Here is a 21630-nt window from a genome sequence, read left to right as displayed (position 1 = left end):
ATGTACTATGTACTAAGTACACCGCAGGGCATTCCCTTCCTTTAATCCCTTACCTCTAATGACATTTGAAACAAACCGCAGAGAACCAGAGGCTCAGAGATAAAATGCCCACCGGATAACTTGTCCCCTGCCCGCTGTCGCAACCATGGAAAGCGCCTCAAGAATCACAGCCGCGCAAAGTGGCCTTTGTGAAACTTCGTGAAAACTTGGTGGCCTTTGTGGCCCAGTTACATTTTACCCCTACTTTCTACTTCTAACTTCTTACTTAATTTTTCCCTATCTTTGACTATGGATCATTTTTACAAAGCGGCCTTGGATGAGGCTAAAAAAGGACTTCATGAAGGTGGCATCCCAATAGGGAGCGTCCTTGTGCACGGCGGGAAAATTATTGGCCGTGGTCACAACAAGCGGGTGCAAAGCGGCAGCTGTGTGCTCCATGGTGAAATGGATGCCTTGGAAAATGCCGGCAGGCAACCAGCCAGCGTCTACCAAAACTCCGTCATTTACACCACCCTATCCCCCTGCCCCATGTGCACGGGTGCGATCTTACTTTACGGCATCCCTAAAGTGATCGTGGGCGAAAACAAAAACTTCCTTGGCGCGGAGGACCATCTCAGAAACAACGGCGTGGAAGTGGAAGTCATCCAAGATCAAGAAACCATCGACATGATGGCCAAATTTATTCAGGATAAACCGGAGCTCTGGAATGAAGACATTGGGGAATAAGATTTTCCCCTTTCAAATCTCATATTTCCTTAATCTGGTTTTCAATTTTTCATTTTCTTCCTGAAGATGTTCAATTTTTTCAAGCAAATGAAAAATGGCACCAATACCCTCAGGGTTGATGTTCAATTCCTTGTAAAGTCGAACTATCTGTTCCAGCTTGTGTAGAATGTCCTCCGGAAGGTACGTATCTCCCTCGATATAGGAGATTTCCAACAGCCCTTCCTCCTGAACTTTGCTGATAAAAGATATCTCCAATCCGTGGTAGGTACAAAAGCTAGAAACCGTAATTAAATTCCTATTTTCCATGGCTTTGTAAATCTCGAAGTTGGGTAAACAATTCCTTTTCCTTTGCAGTCAAGTTTTCCGGTAGCTTTACATTAATATTAACATATAGGTCCCCGAATTGACCATCCTGCTTATAAACAGGGAAGCCCTTGCCTTTTAGGCGGATGGTGCTGCCCGACTGAGTACCAGCTTTAATTTTGATTTTCACCTTTCCATCAAAGGTAGGTACGACCACCTCACCGCCTAACACAGCGGTATACAGATCCAACTGCACTTTGCTATGCAGGTCATCCCCTTCTCTCTGAAAGGTGGTGTCATTAATAATATGAAAGGTTATATACAGATCGCCTTTTGGTCCACCGTTCATTCCTTCCCCTCCGTAACCCCTGATCTTGATGGTCTGCCCATCAGCTATACCAGCAGGAACGGTAATCCTAATTTGTTTTTCATTTACTGTCAAAGTATGCTTTTGTGTAGTATACACATCTGAGAGTCTAAGGTGCAGCTCCGCTTTATAATCTGGTCCTTTATACTTTACACCACCGCTCTTTTGGCCTTGCTGGTAGAATCTTTGCTCCCCTCCAAACATGGAACTGAAAAAATCAGAAAAGTCCTCCTCGGTGAAATGTCCGGAATAGGCTCTTCTGCCATCCTGTGAGGATTGAGCTTGGCGCCTTCCTCCTCCAGCCCGTTCAAATTCTTCGGCATGACGCCAGTCCTTCCCATACTGGTCATATTTCTTTCTTTTTACAGGGTCACTCAGAACTTCATTGGCCTCATTTACCTGCTTAAATTTTTCCTCTGCCATCTTGTCATTGGGGTTGAGGTCGGGATGATATTTTCGTGCTAGCCTCCTATAGGCTTTCTTGATTTCACCCTCACTAGCCCCTCTTTCCAGCTCCAATACCTTGTAATAATCTATAAATTCCATATGCAAAAAATGAATCTATTTATGGTCTCCTTTTTACTTTTAACTTGACTTTTAAATCATACTCGCATTTATAACCTCGTATGTATGTTTTGGTACAAAGTACTAGGTACCAAGTACCAAGTACTCCTATCATCAGTGGTAGACTTTCAGTCATTTTGCCCAGCTGTGGTAATCCGTTGCCTTTATTTTCGTCGCCCTCCCTCAAAGCTTCGCTCTTCGGATGGGGTCTCCTTTGTGCGAATAAAAAACTTCATCATTCATCATTCATCATTCGACATTTTAGAAAACGTGGCTGAAACGACCTTTTGTCATATCCTGATTTTACTTGGCACTTTTTTCTCACGCTTTTAAATTTTCTCCACAAAGTGGCATTTCCCGATCCGCTTCGCTACTCGGAAAAAGTTGTGAAACTTCGTGGAAACTTGGTGTCCTTAGGGGCCCATTTTGTCACGTCCTAATTTTACTTGACAGGTTTTCTCTGAGCTCTCTGAGGCTCTGTGGTTACTTTTGTCACGTCCTAAATTTACTTGACACTTTTTTCTCAAACTTTTATATTTTTCTCTGCGAAGTGGCCTTTATGAAACTTCGTGAAAACTTGGTGGCCTTTGTGGCCCATTTTGTCACATCCTAATTTTACTTGACAGGTTTTCTCTGAGCTCTCTGAGGCTCTGTGGTTACTTTTGTCACGTCCTAAATTTACTTGACACTTTTTTCTCAAACTTTTATATTTTTCTCTGCGAAGTGGCCTTTATGAAACTTCGTGAAAACTTGGTGGCCTTTGTGGCCCATTTTGTCACGTCCTAAATTTACTTGACGCTTATTTCTCAAACTTTTAAATTTTTCTCTGCGAAGTGGACTTTATTAATATTCGTGTAAACTTGGTGGCCTTTGTGGCCCATGTTGTCACATCCTAATTTAAATTGACAGGATTTCTCTGAGCACTCTGAGGCTCTGTGGTTAATTGTGTCACGTCCTAATTTTACTTGACAGGTATTCTCTGAGCTCTCTGAGGCTCTGAGGTTACTTATGTCACGTCCTAAATTTACTTGACGCTTATTTCTCAAACTTTTAAATTTTTCTCCGCGAAGTGGCCTGTGTGAAACTTCGTGAAAACTTGGTGGCCTTTGTGGCCCATTTTGTCACATCCTAATTTTACTTGACAGATTTTCTCTGAGCTCTCTGAGGCTCTGTGGTTACTTTTGTCACGTCCTAAATTTACTTGACACTTTTTTCTCAAACTTTTAAATTTTTCTCCGCGAAGTGGCCTTTGTGAAACTTCGTGAAAACTTGGTGGCCTTTGTGGCCCATTTACATCTGCTTTGTAATTCTAACCTTGTATTTCGTACTTCCTTTCACCTTTCCCCTAACCAAGCAAATGGCTTCGTTGCCGACCTAGGCTTGAGGTTATATCCCTTTACCGCATAATGATGAATATGATCCTCCATATCATCAACACTATCAGTCAGCAAGAACAGCTTTAAATCTTCTTTGTCTATGGTCCCATAATCAGCCATATACTTGATATGCTCATAAATTTCCCTGTGAAAATCACTGCACATTAGCACTACGGGGAAGGACCTCATGACTCGCGTCTGAATCAAAGTCAAGGCTTCAAAAAATTCATCAAGAGTACCAAAACCGCCGGGTAACACCACAAAGCCGTAGCTGTACTTTGATAAGAGAACCTTCCTTACAAAGAAGAAATTAAAATTCATGTATCGATCTAGATAAGGATTTGGATGTTGTTCGTGGGGAAGCACAATGTTGCAGCCTACCGATCTGCCTCCAAACTCTTTGGCACCCCTGTTAGCTGCCTCCATGATTCCCGGGCCACCGCCTGTCATCACTGTGAAGCCTAATTTGCTAAGTCTTTTACCGACTTTCACTCCTAGCTGGTAATATTCGTCTTTTTCCTCAAACCTCGCAGATCCAAAAACCGTAATACAGGGGCCTACGAAGTGGAGAGTTCTAAATCCTTTAATAAACTCCCGCATCACCTTCACGGCAAATTTAAAATCCTTGAAGCGGGTTTGCGGTCCAGCCAAAAAGGCCCTTTCATCCGGATGGGCCAGTGGGGTAAATTCTTCCTTGCTCTTTTTCATCAAATTTCCTTTTGCTCTCTGAATTTAAGCATTCACTTACAATTAAAAAATTAACTTTGCAGACAAATTTAATTGCTATGAATTCTCATTTTGATCTGATAAATAATAGAATAGCTCCCTTAAGGGAACAAATCATCAATCACCCTGTTTACGCCAAAATAACTGATCTTGAGGACTTAAAGGTCTTTATGGAGCACCACGTGTTTGCAGTTTGGGACTTCATGTCCCTGCTCAAGTCACTTCAAATCAACTTAACCTGTACTTCCATTCCTTGGTTTCCAAAAGCTGATGCCAACACCACCCAACTGATAAATGAAATAGTATTGGGTGAAGAGTCCGATATTGACCAGCATGGGGAGCGGAAAAGCCACTACGTATTGTACCTGGAAGCCATGCAGCAGTGTGGAGCGAATACAGCTTCAATGGAAAAATTTGCCGCCTCACTTCAGGCCAATCCTGATTTTACCGCAGCTTACGAGGCTGGAAAGGTCAACATGGCCACTCAAGAGTTTATTAATTTCACGTTTGACATCATCCAAAACCACCCACTCCACACACAGGCTGCGGTATTTACTTTTGGTAGGGAAGATCTTATTCCGGATATGTTTATTTCAATCGTCAGGGATATACATGCAAGGTTTCCCGATCAAGTTTCAATTTTAAAATATTATCTAGAAAGACATATAGAAGTGGATGGCGACCACCATGGCAATCTTTCCTTAGAAATGACTGCGGCACTTTGCGGAGTTGAGGAGTCCAATTGGATTGAGGCCGCTGATGCAGTTGAAAAAGCCTTGCAAATGAGGTTAAAATTATGGGATGCCGTACAGCATAAATTAACCTTTTAAGTGTCCCAGATTTTTCTTGTCTTTTTATATTTGGCTACAGGGATGCTGCTTAAACGGGCAGCTTTTCTTCCGGAGAAGACGCCTAAATATTTAAATGGGTATATAATCTATATCGTGCTGCCAGCTGTGGCTCTGCTTTACCTTCCGGGAATAGAATGGAAAGCAGAATTAATTCTACCTGCTTTTTCAGCCTGGTTGGTGTTTCTTATCAGTTGGGCTTTGTTTTCTATACTGGGAAAAAGTTTTCATTGGCAAAAATCAACCACCGGTTGTCTGATCATTACCGCAGGCTTATCCAACACGTCATTTTTGGGGTTCCCCATTATTGAGGCCCTATATGGCAGTGAGGGTTTGAAAATAGCATTCTTGATTGACCAACCTGGCTCTTTCCTAATTGTGAGCAGCTTGGCTGTGGTGGTGGCAGGGATATATGGGGACAGGCAACTGAGAAAAAGAGACATCGGACGCAAGATCCTCATGTTTCCCCCATTCATATTCTTCTTCATTGGACTTTCCATGAGTTTGGCGGAAATAACCTTTACTGGCCATGCACAGGAGTTTCTTCAGCTTCTAGGCTGGACGCTGAGTCCTGTAGCTCTTTTGGCAGTGGGAATGCAGGTCAATTTGAATGTTGAGGAATTAAAGGAGAAAAAGCTATGGGCGGGACTTGCATTCTCCTTATTAGTGGCCCCACTGGCTGTAATGGGTATTATTGGGCCTCTTTTGGATTTCGATGGCTTGATCTACCCGGTCATGGTCATGGAAGCCGCCATGCCCTCCATGATCACCGCCTCCATCGTAGCCATTTCCTATAACCTCAACCCGCGCCTCGCCTCCCTCATGGTCAGCCTCGGCATCCTCATTTCGGCGGTAACTCTTACGATGTGGTATTGGATTTTGTAAATATGCGCCCCCCAGCGCCCTTCGGGGCAGTATTTTTTTCTCTGGTCCTCTGAGTTTCTGTGGTTTCACACTTCGTACTTCGTTTCAACCTGCTTTCTCCACTTTCAAGGGTACCTTTCTCCCGTTGGCCGTCAGACTCAAAACACGGTAAAGATCATCCCACACATACAAGTCCCTAGGTATTTGGATTTGAAAGTTTTTCTGTTCCTCTGAGGCCATGATCTGAAGCTCAAATTCATTTAAGTGGATCGCCTTCACCTCATCCCATGGTATATAGTTTTTAGCAAAAAACATGTTTCTTTTAATCAGTATCCCCTGTCGGCCAAAACGAATCTTTGGTGTCAAAAAATTATTGGGGCGGGAAAGTAACAATAGGATAAGAGCAACGAGTATACCTGTAACTATCATACCCGTGCCCGCCACGGCCTTGAGATCGGAAACGCGCTCCCTGGAAAGTAGCCAAAACCCAGCGCTAAAACTCCCTAAGGCGAAAATTAGCATGATAAGTTTATAAATTCTGGGGGTCAACTGTATTATAGTCTTCATGATAAAAATGGCTTTATTTTCTTCAAAGCCATGTTACCGCAAAAACCATGAAAAAGTAAGTCTTAAACCTTTAAACTTTACAAAGCCTCCAATATTTCCTCAAATCCACTCCTATCTAAGGGTTTTTGAACAAACTTTTTTACCTGCTGATATTCCAGACTTTTTTCTTGATCCTGCAAACTGTTAGAAGAAGTCAAAATCACAACATTCAAATCCAATTGTCTCATTTTTACCTCATCCAAAAACTGCCAGCCATTCATCACAGGCATGTTCAAATCCAAAAATATCAGTTCTGGCAAATCCTTTTCCAAGGCTTCCAAAGCCTCACTACCATTGAGAAATGAATCAACTTTGAGTTCAGGATCCACCATATTGATAAATTTATGATGCACGAGGTTCATGACCCGCTGATCATCCACTAAGAAAACTTTCTTCATACGCTACTTTATACTTGCTCGTCTACCTTCTCCAGCACGGCTTTTAAGGAGTAGTCCAAATCACGGACGGCCGTCATCAGCTCCGGCCAAAATACTTCATCAAAGGTTCCTGAATCCACATCGCCTTTCACAACTGTCAAACTTAGTATGCGAGAAAGAGGCTCCCGAATCTCATGGCTGTTAAACTGAATCAGCTCTTTCAGTTTTTGATTGGACTGTTTCAAGGAACTGGTCCTCTGCCGAATCACCTCTTCCTGCTCCCTGTTTAATTTGGTGATTTCTCCATTCTTTTTTCCCAGCTCTGCTAACAGACCCAGATTTAAAAGTTTGGCAGAGATCAGCTCATGGACAAGCTTGACTAGAGGGATGGATTTGATGGAAAATGGGTTGGTTTCTACTGATTTAAGGGTGATCAGGCTTTTATTGGACCCGGTGTTGAATAACCATTTTCTTTCCTCAACAATGTTTCCATTTTCATCTAAAACTGAATTTAGGCTGGGGACTTCATATACTCCGTCCCCCATCATGGCCAATAAATCTTCAGATATTGGCCCAGTGGTATAGTTGTTTTCTTGATTTGAAATTGAGTATAAGTTGTACTCATTGCCATGAATAAACAAATATTCAAAACTGTAAAAATTGAACAGATACTTGAGCTGTTGACCTAAAACCTCTACAATTTTTATTTTCTCATTTATTGCTGCCAACTGCACTGAAAGGCGGTTGATGGCCTCAAACTGGACTTTGTAATAGATGAACTCATCTATTTTCATGCAAATGACTGGCTAAGTTCTACCAATTCATTATCCACCTTGATTCCGGAAATATTGGCAATTGTATTCAGCATGTTTACCAAATCAGCTTGTGCAAAGAGCTCCTGGATTTCATTACTGTTGTAGCCAGCATTTACCAATATATCGAAATGCTCTTGGTTGATTTGCCCGTTGTGGATGGCGGCATTGCTTACAATCGATACGGCCACCTTGTAGCTATGGGGAATTATATCACTTCTGAGGTTGTCAGAAATCAAAACATCTTCATTAGGGTAAAGCGATTTGCCTATCATGTTGGCAAAAATCTTATGAGCTTCAGCACAGTAAGCACATTTTCTTTCAGCTGACACACTGTAAATTATCAATTGCTTGATGATGTTGGGAACTGTTCCTTCACATAAAGTGGACTTCAATTTACCCCAATTCCCTCTAAGCAATGTGGCATTGCTTCCCTGGCATTTAAACCAATTCAATACAAATGGGATCCCAAGAGTGGCCATGGTGTCATCATAGATGGCTTTTACTTCTTCTGAGGCATCTTTATATTCTACAATTTGAAAAGTCTGAATAGAACTCATAAGTAAATATTAATAAATTTTTGTCGAAGATAACTTATTATATGTCATTAAACCAAAATCATTTTTATGATCGGTAAAAAATAATTGTTTGAAATTCTTGAATAAATCGATTAAAAAGTGGTAACTTTTATAGTTGTTTTACTTTCTGTTTTATGAAAAGGCATAACCTTAGAATCAAGATTATTTTCGCGGTTGCGATTATAATTTTAGCCATCCCACTTTTTGCCATGCAATTTACTGAGGAGGTTGTATGGACTATTTCAGACTTTGTGGCTGCGGCGGCCTTGTTGGCAATCACAGGGTTTGGTATTGAGGGGACCCTCAGAAAAATTCAAAACACCACCCAGCGTCTAACCATCTGTGGCCTTATCTTTCTAGCCTTTTTACTAGTTTGGGCAGAACTGGCTGTGGGGTTGATTAGCTAATAAAACCTGAAAGGTTTAATAAATTAAATCCAGGTTTGATCAAAATTTCCCCACTTTTTCAAATCATTTCCCCCTATAAATCTCTTATATACCTGAATCGTAATTCGGTCTTCCGTCTCCCGTTTTCGAATTCCGTCTTCGGTCTTCTATTAATAAACTTTTAACTAACCCTCCTCCCATGAAAGCATCCGATCTCTTTGTAAAAGCCCTAGAAAACGAAGGCGTAGAATATATTTTTAGCGTCCCCGGGGAAGAAAATCTCGATTTTCTCGAATCCCTCAAAGACTCCAGCATCAAACTTATACTAACCCGCCACGAACAAGGGGCCGGGTTTATGGCCGCCACTTACGGGCGGCTGACAGGGAAGCCCGGAGTATGCATGTCCACTCTCGGCCCTGGAGCCACCAACCTGATGACACCTGCCGCATACGCCCAGCTTGGCGGTATGCCCATAGTAATGATCACAGGTCAAAAACCCATCAAAAAAAGCAAGCAGGCCCGTTTTCAGATCATTGATGTGGTCGAAATGATGAAGCCTGTCACCAAATACACCAAGCAGATCGTTGACTCCAATGTCATCACATCCAACATCAGGGAGGCATTCCGCTTGGCAATTGAGGAAAAGCCCGGTGTCGTCCACTTGGAATTTCCCGAGGATATAGCCCAGGAAGAGTGTGAGGAGAATATTTTCGAAGTGGTGGGCCACATCATACCAAAACCGGATGATCAAGCCATTGCAAAAGCCGTAGAAATGATCCAAGCAGCCAAAAAACCTTTATTGCTCATCGGAGCCGGGGCAAACAGAAAGGTCACCTGCGAGGCGCTGAGGGAATTTGTGGATTATACGGGCATATACTTTTTCACCACGCAAATGGGAAAAGGAGTGATCGACGAAAGACATGAACAATACTTGGGAACGGCTGCCTTATCCAGTAACGATTTTCTTCATGCTGGGATCGAGGATGCCGACCTGATTATCAATGTAGGCCATGATGTAATCGAAAAGCCGCCATTCTTTATGAAAAAAGGGGGTAAGAAAGTGATTCATGTCAATTTTGACCCAGCCGAAGTGGACCCGGTTTATTTCCCCCAACTCAATGTGGTCGGAGATATTACCAATGCCGTCCGTAAATTGACTAAAGAGATAAAAAAACAGAAAGGCTGGGATTTTTCTTTTTTTAAGAAAGTCAAAAAGGAAGTAGATGAGCACTTGAGTAAATATGTGAATGATGAACGCTTCCCTATGCTTCCCCAACGACTGATCCATATTCTAAGAAACAAATTGGCACCAGAAGATGTGATTACCTTGGACAATGGTATATACAAAATCTGGTTTGCCCGTAATTATACCTGTCACAAGCCTAATACTCTTCTTTTGGACAATGCCCTGGCATCCATGGGCGCCGGACTACCATCAGCTATGGCTGTCAAAATGGTGTACCCCGATCGGAAAGTAGTGGCGGTATGTGGGGATGGCGGATTTATGATGAATTCGCAGGAAATAGAGACGGCAGTCAGGCTTGGGTTAAACCTTACCACCATCATACTCAATGACGAGGCATACGGAATGATCAAATGGAAACAGGAGGATATGGGGTTTGCCGATTTTGGGCTGGATTACAAAAATCCTGACTTCATCAAATATGCCGAGAGCTATGGAGCAAAAGGGTTTCGCCCAAGCAGTGATCAGGAATTTAGAGATGTTCTTGAGGAATGTCTAACGACTGAAGGGGTGAAAATTATAGACCTTCCGGTAGATTACTCCCTGAATCACCCCATCTTAAATGTCAAACTCAAAGAAAAATCTAAAGAACTATGAGCCAAAAGCTGAAAGTTTACGCCCCTTTCGATCAAACTTTAATCAAAGAAATTCCCATGGTGGGAAATGAGGAAGCTGACAAAGCCCTTCAAATAGCCCACGATTTATTTTTGTCCCGCGACAAGTGGATCCCTGCCTATAAAAGAAAAACAATTCTGGAAAAAGTGGCTACCCTCATGCAGGACCGCCTAAAAGAACTAACCGAAACTGCCGCACAGGAAGGAGGTAAACCCTATAAAGACTCCAAGGTGGAAGTGCTGCGGGCCATAAATGGCGTCAAAATCGCCAGCGAGGAAATTTCGCAGCTCAAAGGAGAGCAAGTGCCTATGGGGTTGACAGAGGCATCGGTAGACCGGTTAGCCTTTACCATTCGGGAACCTATTGGAGTTGTCCTTTCCATTTCAGCTTTCAACCATCCCCTAAATCTTATAGTGCACCAGACTATTACTGCATTTGCTGCTGGTTGCCCGGTGATCATCAAACCTGCAGGAACTACCCCCCTCTCCTGCTTGGCATTTATGGATATTCTGAAAGAAGCTGGATTACCAACCGGGTGGGTCCAAAGTATTATTTGCGACAACGAGGTGGCGGAATTCATGGTAAAGGATAAACGTGTAAATTACCTATCCTTCATCGGGTCGGCAAAAGTGGGCTGGTACCTCAAATCCAAAGTTGCGCCCGGTACTAGGGTTGCCCTGGAGCACGGAGGAGTGGCACCTGTTATAGTAGAGAAGGATGCCGATCTTGATAAGGCACTTCCCTTGCTGGCAAAGGGTGGATTTTACCATGCCGGCCAGGTATGTGTATCCGTTCAGCGGATATTTGTCCATGAGGAAATTGCCGATAAGGTATCCAATAGATTGGCTGATTTAGCCGCAGAATTGGTGGTGGGCGATCCCTTGGATCCAGACACTGAAGTGGGTCCCCTGATTTCCACTGATGAGGTAGACCGCGTCCATGAATGGGTAAAAGATTCGGAAGGTAAAGGTGGAAAAATACTGGTCGGTGGCCAAATGATATCTGATACTTGCTATGCTCCCACTGTCATGTTTGACCCGCCCCAGGGTGCAAAATTAAGCCAGGAGGAGGTTTTTGGACCGGTAGTCTGCATTTATCCCTACACCGATCTTCAGGAAGCTATCCGCCTTTCAAATGACATGGAATACCACTTCCAGGCCGCAGTATTCACCAAAGACCTAGATAAGGCCTTAGAATGCGTGGACAAGCTCAACGCCACTGCCGTCATGGTCAATGACCATACCGCCTTCCGCGTGGATTGGATGCCTTTCGGGGGAAGGGACGCATCAGGAGAAGGCCTGGGCGGCATCCCCTACTCCATGCACGAAATGACAAGGATAAAAATGATGGTATTCAAACGTTAACCCATTCATCATTCATCATTTATCATCAATAACCCTCAGTCTTTGAAAATCTTCGAAGTCTGAGGCTCTTTGATATTTCTATTTTTTCAAGTTATCAAAAACATAATGGCTATAAAATGCAGCACAGTCCCTGCAAGTACAAATAAATGCCAAATCGAATGTGAAAAGCGGAGGGTTTTGTTCGTATAAAAAATAACTCCCGAAGTGTAAGCCATCCCTCCCGCTGCAACAAGGCTCAATTCGGTTAGGCTTAGGTTAGAGACCAAAGGTTTAATAAAGAAAATAACCAGCCAACCCATGCTCAGATAGAGAATCAGCGATAGCTTTTCAAACCTGTGGGTGAAAAAAGCCTTGTAAACCACTCCCAGAACTGTCAGGCCCCAAATCACTCCAAAGTAAACCCAACCGGCCACACCTCCTAAACTTATTAATAAAAAGGGAGTGTATGTCCCCGCTATCAAGAAATAAATACTGATATGGTCAAAAGTCCTCAGCAATGGTTTTACCCTGGGAGACTGTACAGAATGGTAAAGGGTGGAAAAGGTATAAAGAAGCAAAATGGAAGCCCCGAACATACTGCAAGCGAAAACATGAACTGCCGAGCCATTAAGCACCGAAAAAGTGATCAAAAGAGAAATAGCAACTATGCTAAAAAGTATACCCAGGCCGTGGGTGATGCTATTCGCAAACTCCTCCTGAAGAGACTGTTTTCTTTCTATTTTTCCAGGCATAGGGCAAAGATGAATAATTCCTCCGCTTTTAGCATAAAAATTGAATCAATAAGTTTTTAATTTAACTTTTAAAAATGGTAGAAAAGGAAAATCGGAGCAAATCCAAATCGCCTATATACCTGTCTTTGATTTTGTTAATCGGTATAATTCTGCTTTATCTCACTGTTCCGGCTGTGGAGAATTTCGTCGCGGAAGCTTACGAAGTGCTTAGCAGTGGCGATGAGAAAAAGATATCGGACTGGGTAGACCAATTTGGATGGGCCGGCCCCCTTGTTTTGATTTTAGCCATGACAGCACAAATGGTGGTTCTAGTTGTCCCAACCCCTCTGCTAATGGTTATAGCTGTGTTGGCTTATGGACCGTTAATTGGCTCGGGAATTATTCTTATTGGTATATTCATCGCTTCGTCAATAGCCTATGTTTTAGGTTCTGCATTAGGTAATCCCGTGGTCGAAAAACTACTTGGGCATAAGTCTAAAAACAAAATGAAGGGATTCTTGAAAAACTATGGTTTTTGGGCTGTGATAATAGTTCGCTTTTCCCCATTTCTATCCAATGACGCGATAAGCCTTGTGGCTGGAATAATGAAGATGGGATTCTGGAAATTTATAGCAGCTACCATGCTGGGAATCCTACCCCTTACACTCCTCATTGCTTACTTTGAAGAATCTGAAAGTTTGCAGACTGGCTTAATATGGATTGGGGCTATCAGTTTTGTCGGATTCGTAGTGTATGTTTGGATTGACAAAAACCGAAAAACGAATAATTATCAGACTTAAAAGGTTAGCCATATACCCGTCTTAACTTGTTATCCACTTGGCAGCCTAAACCCACCTGCCTATAGCAATTTCATGGAAAGTATAGCCTTCCATCAATAAACAGAACCGCCAAATACAAATAAAATCCACCCTCGGCAGTGCTTTCCAAGATTGGTTTGAACTTGAAAATAAAGTCAGGCAATTGCTTCCTATATTACTCCCCAATTTTTGTATTTTTTTGATTAATAATAATGATGACACTTCACTTGAAATTAAATAAGTTGGGTTTGATCATATAAAACTGGATCGGGAGATCTACTTTTTCTATTTGTATTTAAATATAAGTCCATCGGTTTTCTAATGCTGCTCCAAATTCATCGGTAAAATCCTCCCGCTTAACGACGCCCCTCTTGATTTGGCCGAATTTGACAAAAAGTAAACTCCGATAAATTTAATTTCAATAATTATTATCGGGACCTAAAACTTTTTAAGAACATGAAAACCAGAACATTAAACTCAGGAAGATTAGTGAAAAGACTGAATGCTGGAGCCAAATATTTGTTTGATGTGGTTTTTGCCACAATGGTGGTCTTTCTCCTCTTAAGTTGGCTTATTCCCATCATAGCAGTATTGATCAAACTCGAATCCAAAGGTCCCGTCTTTTTTAAACAACTAAGGACTGGTAAAAATAACATGCCATTTTATTGCTGGAAATTTAGAAGTATGGTTATCAATGAGCAAGCCGATTCTTTGCAAGCTTCTCTGGGAGATCCCAGAGTCACAAGAATGGGTGCTTTCATGCGTAAAACCAACCTAGACGAGCTACCTCAATTTATAAATGTGCTTTTGGGAGACATGTCAATAGTTGGCCCTAGGCCTCATATGATTAAACATACCCGTGATTTTTCGCAAAAAACACTCAACTATATGGATCGTCATAGTGTAAAGCCAGGAATTACCGGATTAGCACAAGTCAGTGGTTTCAGAGGTGAAACCAAAGCCTTGGAAGACATCGAAAACAGGTTAATAGCGGACTTATGGTATATCGAAAACTGGACCATGGCTTTGGATATAAAAATTATACTACTAACCGTATGGTTATCCTTCTATCCCCCACACCAAAAATTCATTGCATCCTATATTAAAGAAGCAGCTTGACCTCTAGTAAATGCTCCCTCAAAATTCATCCTTATAAATACTGATTTCAACTATTCATATTACCAGTTCACCGAAAAGAATAACTAATACATGTTCTTCTTATCATATTTATAATGAGTCAATTAGTTCAGTCATGTTTTCATTTTAAAGTCCTGGGACTGACCAGGCGAAGCTGTGTACTTGCCTTAACATTTTCTATTTATGAAAAATTTAAAAATTATATTTCACTTTCTGATTATCTTTTCATTACTCAGCTCTTGCGTCAACACAAGGAAGGCCACATACTTCAATGATTTGGAGTCTGGGGTTTACCATATCCCTGTCGATGAATTGGAGCCAGTTCTTCAAAAAAGTGATTTGCTAAGCATTTCCGTATCCAGCCTCAACCCAATGGCCACCGAGATTTTCAACGCCTCTAATGTATCAGGAGCATATTCCTCAACAGCAACTGGTTTAACAGCCAATGCTGCCGGCTATTTAATAGACAAAGACGGTTTTATCAACTTTCCCTATTTAGGGAAACTTCATGCTGAAGGAAAAACCAAAAAGGAGCTTACCGAGGAAATCACAGCAGAACTCCTGTCCCGAAAGCTATTGGTAGAGCCTATGGTAAATATCAGGTACCTCAATTACAAGGTTTCAGTTTTAGGGGAAGTTGCCAAGCCTTCTGTTCTTACCATTCCAAATGAAAAAGTTTCCATCCTTGAAGCCATTGGACTGGCCGGTGACCTCACGATTTATGCCAAAAGAAACAATGTGTTATTAATAAGAGACCAAAACGGAGTAAAAAAAGTCACCAGAATAGACCTAACAACAGATGAAATCTTCAAGTCCCCCTATTATTATCTTGAATCCAATGATGTCATTTATGTTGAGCCGAACCGAGCCAAAGTCTCCAGCACCAACAGGGCAAACCAGTGGCTTCCTGCCATTATTGGCTCAGTTTCTCTATTATTGATTGGAGCAGATAGATTCATCAGATAATTCCCAAACCATCAGAAGCTATGTACTATAACAAACATAACCACCACGAAAGCGAGGAAAATCTACTAACCTCTATTATCAATAAGTACTTACCTTATTGGCCACTTTTTGCTTTCCTCCTGATTCTATCTATGTCTGCAGCTTTGCTATTGCACAGGCATACTACACCAGTGTATAAAATTACTGCAACCCTGTTAATCAAGGATGAGCAGAGAGGTGTTGATGATGCCAGGATGCTGGAATCCATGAATGCCTTTGCCTCCAAAAAAATTGTTGAAAATGAAATTGAAGTACTTCAATCAAGGGCTTTGCTTAAAACAGTTGTTTCCAGCCTAAAACTTTACGCCCCGATTTTTGAGGAACTTCAATTTAAATCGTTGCCAGCTTTCACTACCTCCCCTATCCAAATTGAGCTTGAGGATCCAAACACCATTATTCAGGGCAGTGGAAAAGCCGAGAAGATCCCCTTCACGTTTCATTCAGAAAAGGGAGTCGTCCTTCTTGAAGGAAAAACATATCCTATAGACAAGTGGCACGACACCCCATATGGAAAAATGAGATTTACCTTGAACGAATTTTTTACTGAGCAAAGCAGGTCACCTTTATATTTCTCTCTGATCCATCCCAAAAAGGTAATTGATGAAATCCAGAAAAAAATGGAGGTTTTGCCGGTAAACAAACTCTCAACGGTCGTAAACATCTATTACAAGGATCAAGTCCCTAGCCGAGGGGAGGAAATCCTCAATAGATTGATTGGCGAATACAACAAGGCTTCTCATAATGAGCGGAACATGCTTGCAACCAATACCATGAACTTTTTGGAGGAAAGGCTGGCAACTGTTGAGCAGGAGCTGGAAGACTTGGAGAAAGTGGTACAGCAATATAAAACTACAAAAGGAGTAGTGGACCTAAGCGAGCAAGGTAAAATGTACCTTCAAAATGTCGGGGACTATGACAGACGTATAGCCGATATCAATATGCAACTGTCTGTCCTGGACAATATCGAGGTTTATGTTAGGTCAAAAGAAAAGAACGGTGGAATCGTACCCTCTACACTCGGCCTAAATGATGCTATCCTCACCCAATTGCTGGAAAAGCTTTATGAGTCGGAAATCCAGTATGAGAGGTTGAAAAGGACTACTGCCGAAAACAATCCTATCCTACTTTCCATCCAAAATGAAATTGAAAAAATACGTCCAGGCATCCTAGAAAATGTCAACAACCAGCGGGCAAACCTTCAAGCAAGCTTAGGCAACCTTACAGCCAATACAGGTCGATTCAATGCTGCCCTAGGAAACATTCCCCAACAAGAGCGGGAGCTGCTTGAGTTGAATAGAAGGAAAGCTATTAAAAACGACCTTTTCAGCTACCTTCTTCAAAAAAGAGAAGAAACCGCCCTAACTTACGCCCCGTCCGAAGCTGATAGTAGGTTGATAGATGCAGCCGAGTCAGTCCTTCGACCAGTAAATCCTAGACCTGAATTCCTTTTCCCATTAGCCTTCATTCTTCCATTTATCCTAGGAGTAACCATCGTTACTGGAAAGGAGATGCTATCAAATAAAATCCTGTACAGATCCGACATTGAAGCATATACTGACACTCCCGTATTATCCGAACTGTCCCATATTACTAGAAAAAGGAAGAGACAATATCCCAACTATAATGATCCTCTACTCGCCGAACAATTTCGTGACTTAGCTGTAAATAGTGGCTTGTTCGTGAAAGACAAATACAAAAAAATCATGCTCACTTCAGTTTTGCCAGGTGAAGGAAAAAGCTTTGTAAGTGCAAATTTAGCCGTCAACTTGGCAAAGCTGGGGAAAAGGGTCGTGTTGGTGGATCTTGATACAAGAAACCCCAATACCTCGGTCCAGTTCGGCTGCTTCAAAAAGCTTGGATTAACCGATTACCTATCTTCTGAAACAAAAGCAGATGCCATTGTCCATAGCACCAACTACCCAAACCTTTGCTTAATACCTTCAGGCAAAGAGCTGGGAGAAAACACTAAGTTATTGTTGCATGAAAAGTTAGGTAAAATCCTAAGGGTCCTAGAAGCTTCATTTGATTACATTATCATTGACACCCCACCCATCAGCCTAGTGGCAGACGCATATTTTATTTCCAATTATTGCGACAAAAGCTTTTTGGTAGTGAGACATAATTATACTCCAAAAAATGTCATAAAGCATCTGGATCAATCTAGCAAGCTAAAAAACCTAATGAAGGTCGGGATAATATTTAATGGAATAAAGGTCCGTGGGATGTTTAGTAAACAGTATGGCTACGGCTATGGATATAACTTTAATCCAGTAAAAATTTAATCTTCCACTCTCCATACATCGGCACGAATGAAGTTAGAAGTTTTATTGGCTTTAACGGGCATAGCCACCTTTGTCATCCTGATACTGCTATCGACAAATCCCCGTCGCCTTACCATATTATATGTCTTGGCTGCTTTTCCTTTGATGGATTTATACATCACTCCGTACAACATGGGTGGTCTTAAACTTTTTGACGGAATAGCCCTCATTTCCGGATTCCTACTGTTTGGCAAACTATCACGATTTACCAACAAATCGTTTACTTATACAATCTTCGCTTTCCTCTTGATCCTCATAATAGGCTCCCTCAGCTCCCCATTTATTTCCAATTCTTTAATTTCTATTTTGCCGATATTATCTATGGTGATTTTCGCTAAACTACTTGTAGATGAATTGATTGAACTTGAAGGATTCACTCAAGAAGTAATTGATTACATTAAAATGGCTGCTATCGGTGCTTTGCTATTTCTGAGTATTCAATTACTCGTTGGGTTGGAGTTTACTTTTTATAAAGAGTTAAACCCGAACATCAATGACCCGGAGGGATTTCGCTACCCTGGATACTTTTCAGACACACAAAAATTTGCTCAATTCCTATCAATGACAGCATTCTTATTCCTCATCAAAACAAAAAACAGGATACTAAACAGTTTAAATTATTTCTTATTATTCCTAATCTTTTTAGCCATAACATTTACCGGAGGAAGAGCAGCATTGTTGGGCCTGGGATTTGGAATCATGGCCATCTTAATTTTTGGAGAATGGAAATATAGAAAGTATGCAGCAATAGCAGGAGTGATAGGCTTATGCCTTTACTTGAGCTTTTCCCAACACTTGATTTTGTTCAATAGGGCAGAAAAGGTCGACGACTCCTTAAATTTCAGGCTATTGATTTGGAAGGAATCTTTTGACATTTTCCTTCAAAATCCATTCTTGGGAATAGGAACGGGGAATTTCCAAGCATATATAACCATATATGCGCCCCACCTGTATTGGCCTCAACTCAGTGGAGAAATCATGTACATGGATCACCCGGAAAATGGCTATCTAAAATTATTAACAGAATATGGACTAGTCGCTTTCTCCTTGCAATTCTATATCCTTGCCAGTCTTTTATACTACAGCATCTCAAAGTTTTATAAAAGGGCTCAAAATTATAATCTTTTATTTATCACCTCATCAATAATTGGATTTGGAATCTCCTTCATCACGGTGTACTCATTAGGAGACAAAAGAATCCTTATTACCGTCATTACCCTGTTTTCCTTATTAATTTACTACCGGTTAAATCCATCCGATTCATATTTATGTCCCATACCAAACCAAAGGTCTCACAGCATTTAAAAGGCTCCAAAATCTTTTCAAATAGTGCCTGGGGGTTAGTGGCAAGCTTGCTACAGAACATTTTCCTAAGCCTTTTTTTTGTCATCATTGCCAGATCTTACACCACTACAGAGTTTGCACATTTTCTTATAGCCAACACCCTTTATCAGTTCGTTGCTGCTTTTGCTGCATTTGGATTAGGACAATGGTTTATGCGGGAAATAGTAAACACCCAAAGTAAGAAAAACCTTATCCATGGTTTTTTAAAAATGCAGCTATACTTTGGAATTGTGTTTTTTGCCTTAAATATTATTTTGGTATTCACCCTTTATGATGAATACATCATCCGGGTTCTAAGTCTTCTTTTTGGCATTAACATCATATTCGATAACTTAATTTATTCAATCAAACATGTCAATATTGCCGAATTTGAACAGAAAAAAACCTTTACTATCCTTTTGATTGAAGCCACGGCAAAGTTTGGAGTAGGATGCCTACTGTTCATATTCCCTATGTCCATTATCACGCTTTCTGCTCTTCTAATTGTTTTGAGATTTGCTACCTTAAACCTATTCTTAAAAATAGGCTCCCCAAAAAACATCGACCTGAACGGCTTTTGGAAAATTGACATTCCCTATTCCTATATTAAGGGAATAGTGTTCAAAAACTGGCCCTTTGTAATCATTGGCAGTGCCTACATTATATATTGGCGAATCTCCATTATAATCATTTCCAAAATCCTGACCTTAGAAGACGTAGCTAATTATGAGATTTCTTTTAAGCTGTTCAGTATTGCCCAACTCGTGCCGGCCATTGTCTCAACCACTGTATTTCCAACTCTGGTAAAGCTCTATAAGGAAAACCATACCCTAGGGTTTAAGGAACTTTATAAAAAAATGTATCTTTTGTACAGCATTTTTGGCCTCCTATCTTTCACCTTCATTTACTCCTTTGGGGAAAACATTCTTCCTTTTGCATTTGGGGAAAGCTATGCCACCACCGCCATTTTTACGCAAGAAATGTTTTTGACGATTTTAGTATACCCAACAGTTTTACTTCAAGCTAATGTGCTAATTGCCATGAGAATGGAAAAAACAGACATGTGGTTCAATGTCTTAAGCGTAATTCTTAACATAACCCTTTGCTTAATAGGGTTGATATTTATCAAGTCTCTTTCTGTCATTAATTATTCAATCCTAATTTCTATTTTCATTTTTCACGTTTCCCAAGATTATGTCTTAATTAAAGAAAAAGTGACTACCATACCAGAAGCAATTAATGGTTTCGCAATGATAGTCCTTACTTGTTCTATGTATGTATTGATTTCCGATTTAATCAATGAGTACATCCTGTTTTTATCTTTTTCACTACTCTTATTAGGCCTTTGCTATAACAAACTGAAGACCAATTATAAAACTACCTACTCCTTACGATAGCCAAATGAAAGTATTGTTCTATACCGCTGCCTGCATGCTTGACATCTCATTAGAGTACATCAACATGATTAAGCACAAATCACAACTGCATGTTCTGATCGAAATAACTCCCTTGACCAAAGGGTCCAATATTCTAAATATTGAACATTTACCAAATCAACCCGCTTTGATGAGTCCTATCGAGCTGCTCTCCAATGAGGACTTAAAATATTTTCAATATTATTTTCAAGGGGTGGCTTCAGTTCAGTTTGTTGTCCATACCACCAAGTCTGGCCTTTCATTAAAAAGTCTAAAGGCCAGCCAAATGGCCGCGAACTTTATTTCTGCCTTGAATCCTGACATCATCCACTACGAATTGGAGACCATGTCATTGCGATCCCTTTGGCTAGTAAGGTGTTTCAATGCTTGCAAAAACCTACAGATTACCATTCATGATCCTGAGCAACACCCAGGCGAAACCAATATCAAAACCATATTCGCAAGAAGGATTTTTGCCAACCTAAATGTGCAAAAATTTCATTTTTACTCCTCCTATGCAAAGAACAGGTATTACCAAAAATTTAAAGAAAAAGGGCCACACGAAATTATCCAGATGAGAACTTATTCTTTTTACAGAAACTTCATTCACCCTATTGAAAAAAAACATGCGCACATTCTGTTTTTCGGCAGGATCTCCAAATATAAGGGGGTAGATATTTTTCTAAATTCAATTACAAAAGTACTTAAATCTCATCCCCACACTCAGTTCATCATCGCGGGAAAGGAAAGTAATGGATATGTTTTAGAGAACAGCATTATCAAAAACCATCCGCGAAACATCCAATACATGAACCGTCATATTGGCAACAAAGAATTAGCCGAACTAGTCTACCACGCCAAATTCACAGTGTGCCCTTATATTGAAGCCTCTCAAAGTGGCGTATTAATGACCTCATACGCTATGAGCACTCCAGTCCTAGCCACTCGGGTGGGAGCTTTTCCCGAATACGTAATTGAAAACTTTAATGGCTGCCTTGTTCAACCCAATGATGTGGATGCATTAGCAAATAAGATCATTGAGCTACTTGAAAACAACGCCTATCTCAAAATGACCCAAAACCTTAGAGATGAAATAGACAATCCAAAGGAACACACATTAACACTACGGTAAAACCAATAATTTCG

The 21630-nt window shown here is 41.0% G+C and carries 21 protein-coding genes; 13 read left to right on the top strand and 8 right to left on the bottom strand.

Going from position 1 to position 21630, the window contains the following annotated elements:
* Nucleotides 1-288 precede the first annotated feature (288 nt).
* The gene (locus tag KI659_RS10970) at nt 289-726 is read left to right on the top strand and encodes a nucleoside deaminase (protein WP_213945392.1); all 438 of its coding nucleotides are present in this window, start codon (nt 289-291) and stop codon (nt 724-726) included.
* 12 nt (nt 727-738) lie between these two features.
* On the opposite strand, the gene KI659_RS10965 is transcribed toward KI659_RS10970, so the two are convergent.
* The 3 genes from KI659_RS10965 to KI659_RS10955 all read right to left on the bottom strand — a co-directional run bounded on the left by KI659_RS10965 (nt 739) and on the right by KI659_RS10955 (nt 4047).
* Nucleotides 739-1032: a chaperone modulator CbpM gene (locus KI659_RS10965; protein ID WP_213945391.1), complete on the bottom strand. Its 294-nt coding sequence runs from the start codon at nt 1030-1032 to the stop codon at nt 739-741.
* On the bottom strand, nt 1022-1942 hold the full coding sequence (locus KI659_RS10960) for a DnaJ C-terminal domain-containing protein (RefSeq protein WP_213945390.1): 921 nt from the start codon (nt 1940-1942) through the stop codon (nt 1022-1024). The genes KI659_RS10965 and KI659_RS10960 overlap by 11 nt, the downstream gene beginning before the upstream one ends.
* A gap of 1352 nt (nt 1943-3294) precedes the next feature.
* Nucleotides 3295-4047: an LOG family protein gene (locus KI659_RS10955; protein WP_213945389.1), complete on the bottom strand. Its 753-nt coding sequence runs from the start codon at nt 4045-4047 to the stop codon at nt 3295-3297.
* A gap of 74 nt (nt 4048-4121) precedes the next feature.
* On the opposite strand from KI659_RS10955, the gene KI659_RS10950 reads away from it, so the two are divergent.
* Nucleotides 4122-4892 carry a DUF3050 domain-containing protein gene (locus KI659_RS10950; RefSeq protein WP_213945388.1) on the top strand — a complete coding sequence of 257 codons (771 nt, stop codon included), beginning with the start codon at nt 4122-4124 and terminating at the stop codon, nt 4890-4892.
* On the top strand, nt 4893-5795 hold the full coding sequence (locus tag KI659_RS10945) for an AEC family transporter (protein WP_213945387.1): 903 nt from the start codon (nt 4893-4895) through the stop codon (nt 5793-5795).
* 84 nt (nt 5796-5879) lie between these two features.
* Here KI659_RS10945 and KI659_RS10940 read toward each other — a convergent pair whose 3' ends face one another.
* From KI659_RS10940 to KI659_RS10925, 4 genes are all read right to left on the bottom strand, one after another.
* On the bottom strand, nt 5880-6341 hold the full coding sequence (locus KI659_RS10940) for a hypothetical protein (protein ID WP_213945386.1): 462 nt from the start codon (nt 6339-6341) through the stop codon (nt 5880-5882).
* Between the two features lie 77 nt (nt 6342-6418).
* The gene (locus tag KI659_RS10935; protein WP_213945385.1) at nt 6419-6778 is read right to left on the bottom strand and encodes a response regulator; all 360 of its coding nucleotides are present in this window, start codon (nt 6776-6778) and stop codon (nt 6419-6421) included.
* 8 nt (nt 6779-6786) lie between these two features.
* Nucleotides 6787-7551, bottom strand: a complete 765-nt coding sequence (locus KI659_RS10930) for a hypothetical protein (protein WP_213945384.1) — start codon at nt 7549-7551, stop codon at nt 6787-6789.
* Complete coding sequence (locus KI659_RS10925) at nt 7548-8129, bottom strand: carboxymuconolactone decarboxylase family protein (RefSeq protein WP_213945383.1); 582 nt, start codon at nt 8127-8129, stop codon at nt 7548-7550. Before KI659_RS10925 ends, KI659_RS10930 begins: the two co-directional genes overlap by 4 nt.
* Nucleotides 8130-8281: 152 nt before the next feature.
* Between KI659_RS10925 and KI659_RS10920 the strand changes: the two genes are divergently transcribed.
* The 3 genes from KI659_RS10920 to KI659_RS10910 all read left to right on the top strand — a co-directional run bounded on the left by KI659_RS10920 (nt 8282) and on the right by KI659_RS10910 (nt 11755).
* Nucleotides 8282-8554: a hypothetical protein gene (locus KI659_RS10920; RefSeq protein ID WP_213945382.1), complete on the top strand. Its 273-nt coding sequence runs from the start codon at nt 8282-8284 to the stop codon at nt 8552-8554.
* Nucleotides 8555-8732: 178 nt separating this feature from the next.
* Nucleotides 8733-10373, top strand: coding sequence for an acetolactate synthase large subunit (locus tag KI659_RS10915; RefSeq protein WP_213945381.1), 1641 nt, complete (start codon nt 8733-8735; stop codon nt 10371-10373).
* A complete protein-coding gene (locus KI659_RS10910) occupies nt 10370-11755 on the top strand; it encodes an aldehyde dehydrogenase family protein (RefSeq protein WP_213945380.1) in 1386 nt (461 codons plus the stop codon). The genes KI659_RS10915 and KI659_RS10910 overlap by 4 nt, the downstream gene beginning before the upstream one ends.
* 86 nt (nt 11756-11841) lie before the next feature.
* Here KI659_RS10910 and trhA read toward each other — a convergent pair whose 3' ends face one another.
* Nucleotides 11842-12486 carry a PAQR family membrane homeostasis protein TrhA gene (gene trhA, locus KI659_RS10905; protein WP_246535369.1) on the bottom strand — a complete coding sequence of 215 codons (645 nt, stop codon included), beginning with the start codon at nt 12484-12486 and terminating at the stop codon, nt 11842-11844.
* A 74-nt stretch (nt 12487-12560) separates the two neighbouring features.
* Between trhA and KI659_RS10900 the strand changes: the two genes are divergently transcribed.
* The 7 genes from KI659_RS10900 to KI659_RS10870 all read left to right on the top strand — a co-directional run bounded on the left by KI659_RS10900 (nt 12561) and on the right by KI659_RS10870 (nt 21616).
* Entirely contained in the window at nt 12561-13265 is a 705-nt protein-coding gene (locus tag KI659_RS10900; RefSeq protein ID WP_213945379.1) for a TVP38/TMEM64 family protein, read from the top strand.
* A gap of 474 nt (nt 13266-13739) precedes the next feature.
* A complete protein-coding gene (locus KI659_RS10895; protein WP_213945378.1) occupies nt 13740-14402 on the top strand; it encodes a sugar transferase in 663 nt (220 codons plus the stop codon).
* Between the two features lie 201 nt (nt 14403-14603).
* Nucleotides 14604-15386 (top strand): polysaccharide biosynthesis/export family protein, encoded by a 783-nt coding sequence (locus KI659_RS10890; protein WP_213945377.1) that lies wholly within the window; start codon nt 14604-14606, stop codon nt 15384-15386.
* A 20-nt stretch (nt 15387-15406) separates the two neighbouring features.
* Nucleotides 15407-17707, top strand: coding sequence for a GumC family protein (locus KI659_RS10885; RefSeq protein ID WP_213945376.1), 2301 nt, complete (start codon nt 15407-15409; stop codon nt 17705-17707).
* Between the two features lie 27 nt (nt 17708-17734).
* Nucleotides 17735-19051 carry an O-antigen ligase family protein gene (locus KI659_RS10880; protein ID WP_213945375.1) on the top strand — a complete coding sequence of 439 codons (1317 nt, stop codon included), beginning with the start codon at nt 17735-17737 and terminating at the stop codon, nt 19049-19051.
* A complete protein-coding gene (locus KI659_RS10875; protein ID WP_213945374.1) occupies nt 19015-20466 on the top strand; it encodes a lipopolysaccharide biosynthesis protein in 1452 nt (483 codons plus the stop codon). Before KI659_RS10880 ends, KI659_RS10875 begins: the two co-directional genes overlap by 37 nt.
* Nucleotides 20467-20470: 4 nt before the next feature.
* Nucleotides 20471-21616 (top strand): glycosyltransferase family 4 protein, encoded by a 1146-nt coding sequence (locus KI659_RS10870; RefSeq protein WP_213945373.1) that lies wholly within the window; start codon nt 20471-20473, stop codon nt 21614-21616.
* Nucleotides 21617-21630: the final 14 nt, after the last annotated feature.

It is taken from the genome of Litoribacter ruber, from assembly GCF_018449405.1.
In the GTDB taxonomy this organism is placed as follows: Bacteria; Bacteroidota; Bacteroidia; order Cytophagales; family Cyclobacteriaceae; genus Litoribacter; species Litoribacter ruber.
Note: the sequence above shows the minus strand (reverse complement) of the source record. Positions and strands in the feature narration are given on the sequence as shown.

Coding starts and splice junctions, on each gene's coding strand:
- KI659_RS10970 (WP_213945392.1), top strand. CDS start 289: ATGGATCATTTTTACAAAGCGGCCTTGGATGAGGCTAAAAAAGGACTT.
- KI659_RS10965 (WP_213945391.1), bottom strand. CDS start 1,032: ATGGAAAATAGGAATTTAATTACGGTTTCTAGCTTTTGTACCTACCAC.
- KI659_RS10960 (WP_213945390.1), bottom strand. CDS start 1,942: ATGGAATTTATAGATTATTACAAGGTATTGGAGCTGGAAAGAGGGGCT.
- KI659_RS10950 (WP_213945388.1), top strand. CDS start 4,122: ATGAATTCTCATTTTGATCTGATAAATAATAGAATAGCTCCCTTAAGG.
- KI659_RS10940 (WP_213945386.1), bottom strand. CDS start 6,341: ATGAAGACTATAATACAGTTGACCCCCAGAATTTATAAACTTATCATG.
- KI659_RS10935 (WP_213945385.1), bottom strand. CDS start 6,778: ATGAAGAAAGTTTTCTTAGTGGATGATCAGCGGGTCATGAACCTCGTG.
- KI659_RS10930 (WP_213945384.1), bottom strand. CDS start 7,551: ATGAAAATAGATGAGTTCATCTATTACAAAGTCCAGTTTGAGGCCATC.
- KI659_RS10925 (WP_213945383.1), bottom strand. CDS start 8,129: ATGAGTTCTATTCAGACTTTTCAAATTGTAGAATATAAAGATGCCTCA.
- KI659_RS10920 (WP_213945382.1), top strand. CDS start 8,282: ATGAAAAGGCATAACCTTAGAATCAAGATTATTTTCGCGGTTGCGATT.
- KI659_RS10915 (WP_213945381.1), top strand. CDS start 8,733: ATGAAAGCATCCGATCTCTTTGTAAAAGCCCTAGAAAACGAAGGCGTA.
- KI659_RS10910 (WP_213945380.1), top strand. CDS start 10,370: ATGAGCCAAAAGCTGAAAGTTTACGCCCCTTTCGATCAAACTTTAATC.
- trhA (WP_246535369.1), bottom strand. CDS start 12,486: ATGCCTGGAAAAATAGAAAGAAAACAGTCTCTTCAGGAGGAGTTTGCG.
- KI659_RS10900 (WP_213945379.1), top strand. CDS start 12,561: ATGGTAGAAAAGGAAAATCGGAGCAAATCCAAATCGCCTATATACCTG.
- KI659_RS10895 (WP_213945378.1), top strand. CDS start 13,740: ATGAAAACCAGAACATTAAACTCAGGAAGATTAGTGAAAAGACTGAAT.
- KI659_RS10890 (WP_213945377.1), top strand. CDS start 14,604: ATGAAAAATTTAAAAATTATATTTCACTTTCTGATTATCTTTTCATTA.
- KI659_RS10885 (WP_213945376.1), top strand. CDS start 15,407: ATGTACTATAACAAACATAACCACCACGAAAGCGAGGAAAATCTACTA.
- KI659_RS10880 (WP_213945375.1), top strand. CDS start 17,735: ATGAAGTTAGAAGTTTTATTGGCTTTAACGGGCATAGCCACCTTTGTC.
- KI659_RS10875 (WP_213945374.1), top strand. CDS start 19,015: ATGTCCCATACCAAACCAAAGGTCTCACAGCATTTAAAAGGCTCCAAA.
- KI659_RS10870 (WP_213945373.1), top strand. CDS start 20,471: ATGAAAGTATTGTTCTATACCGCTGCCTGCATGCTTGACATCTCATTA.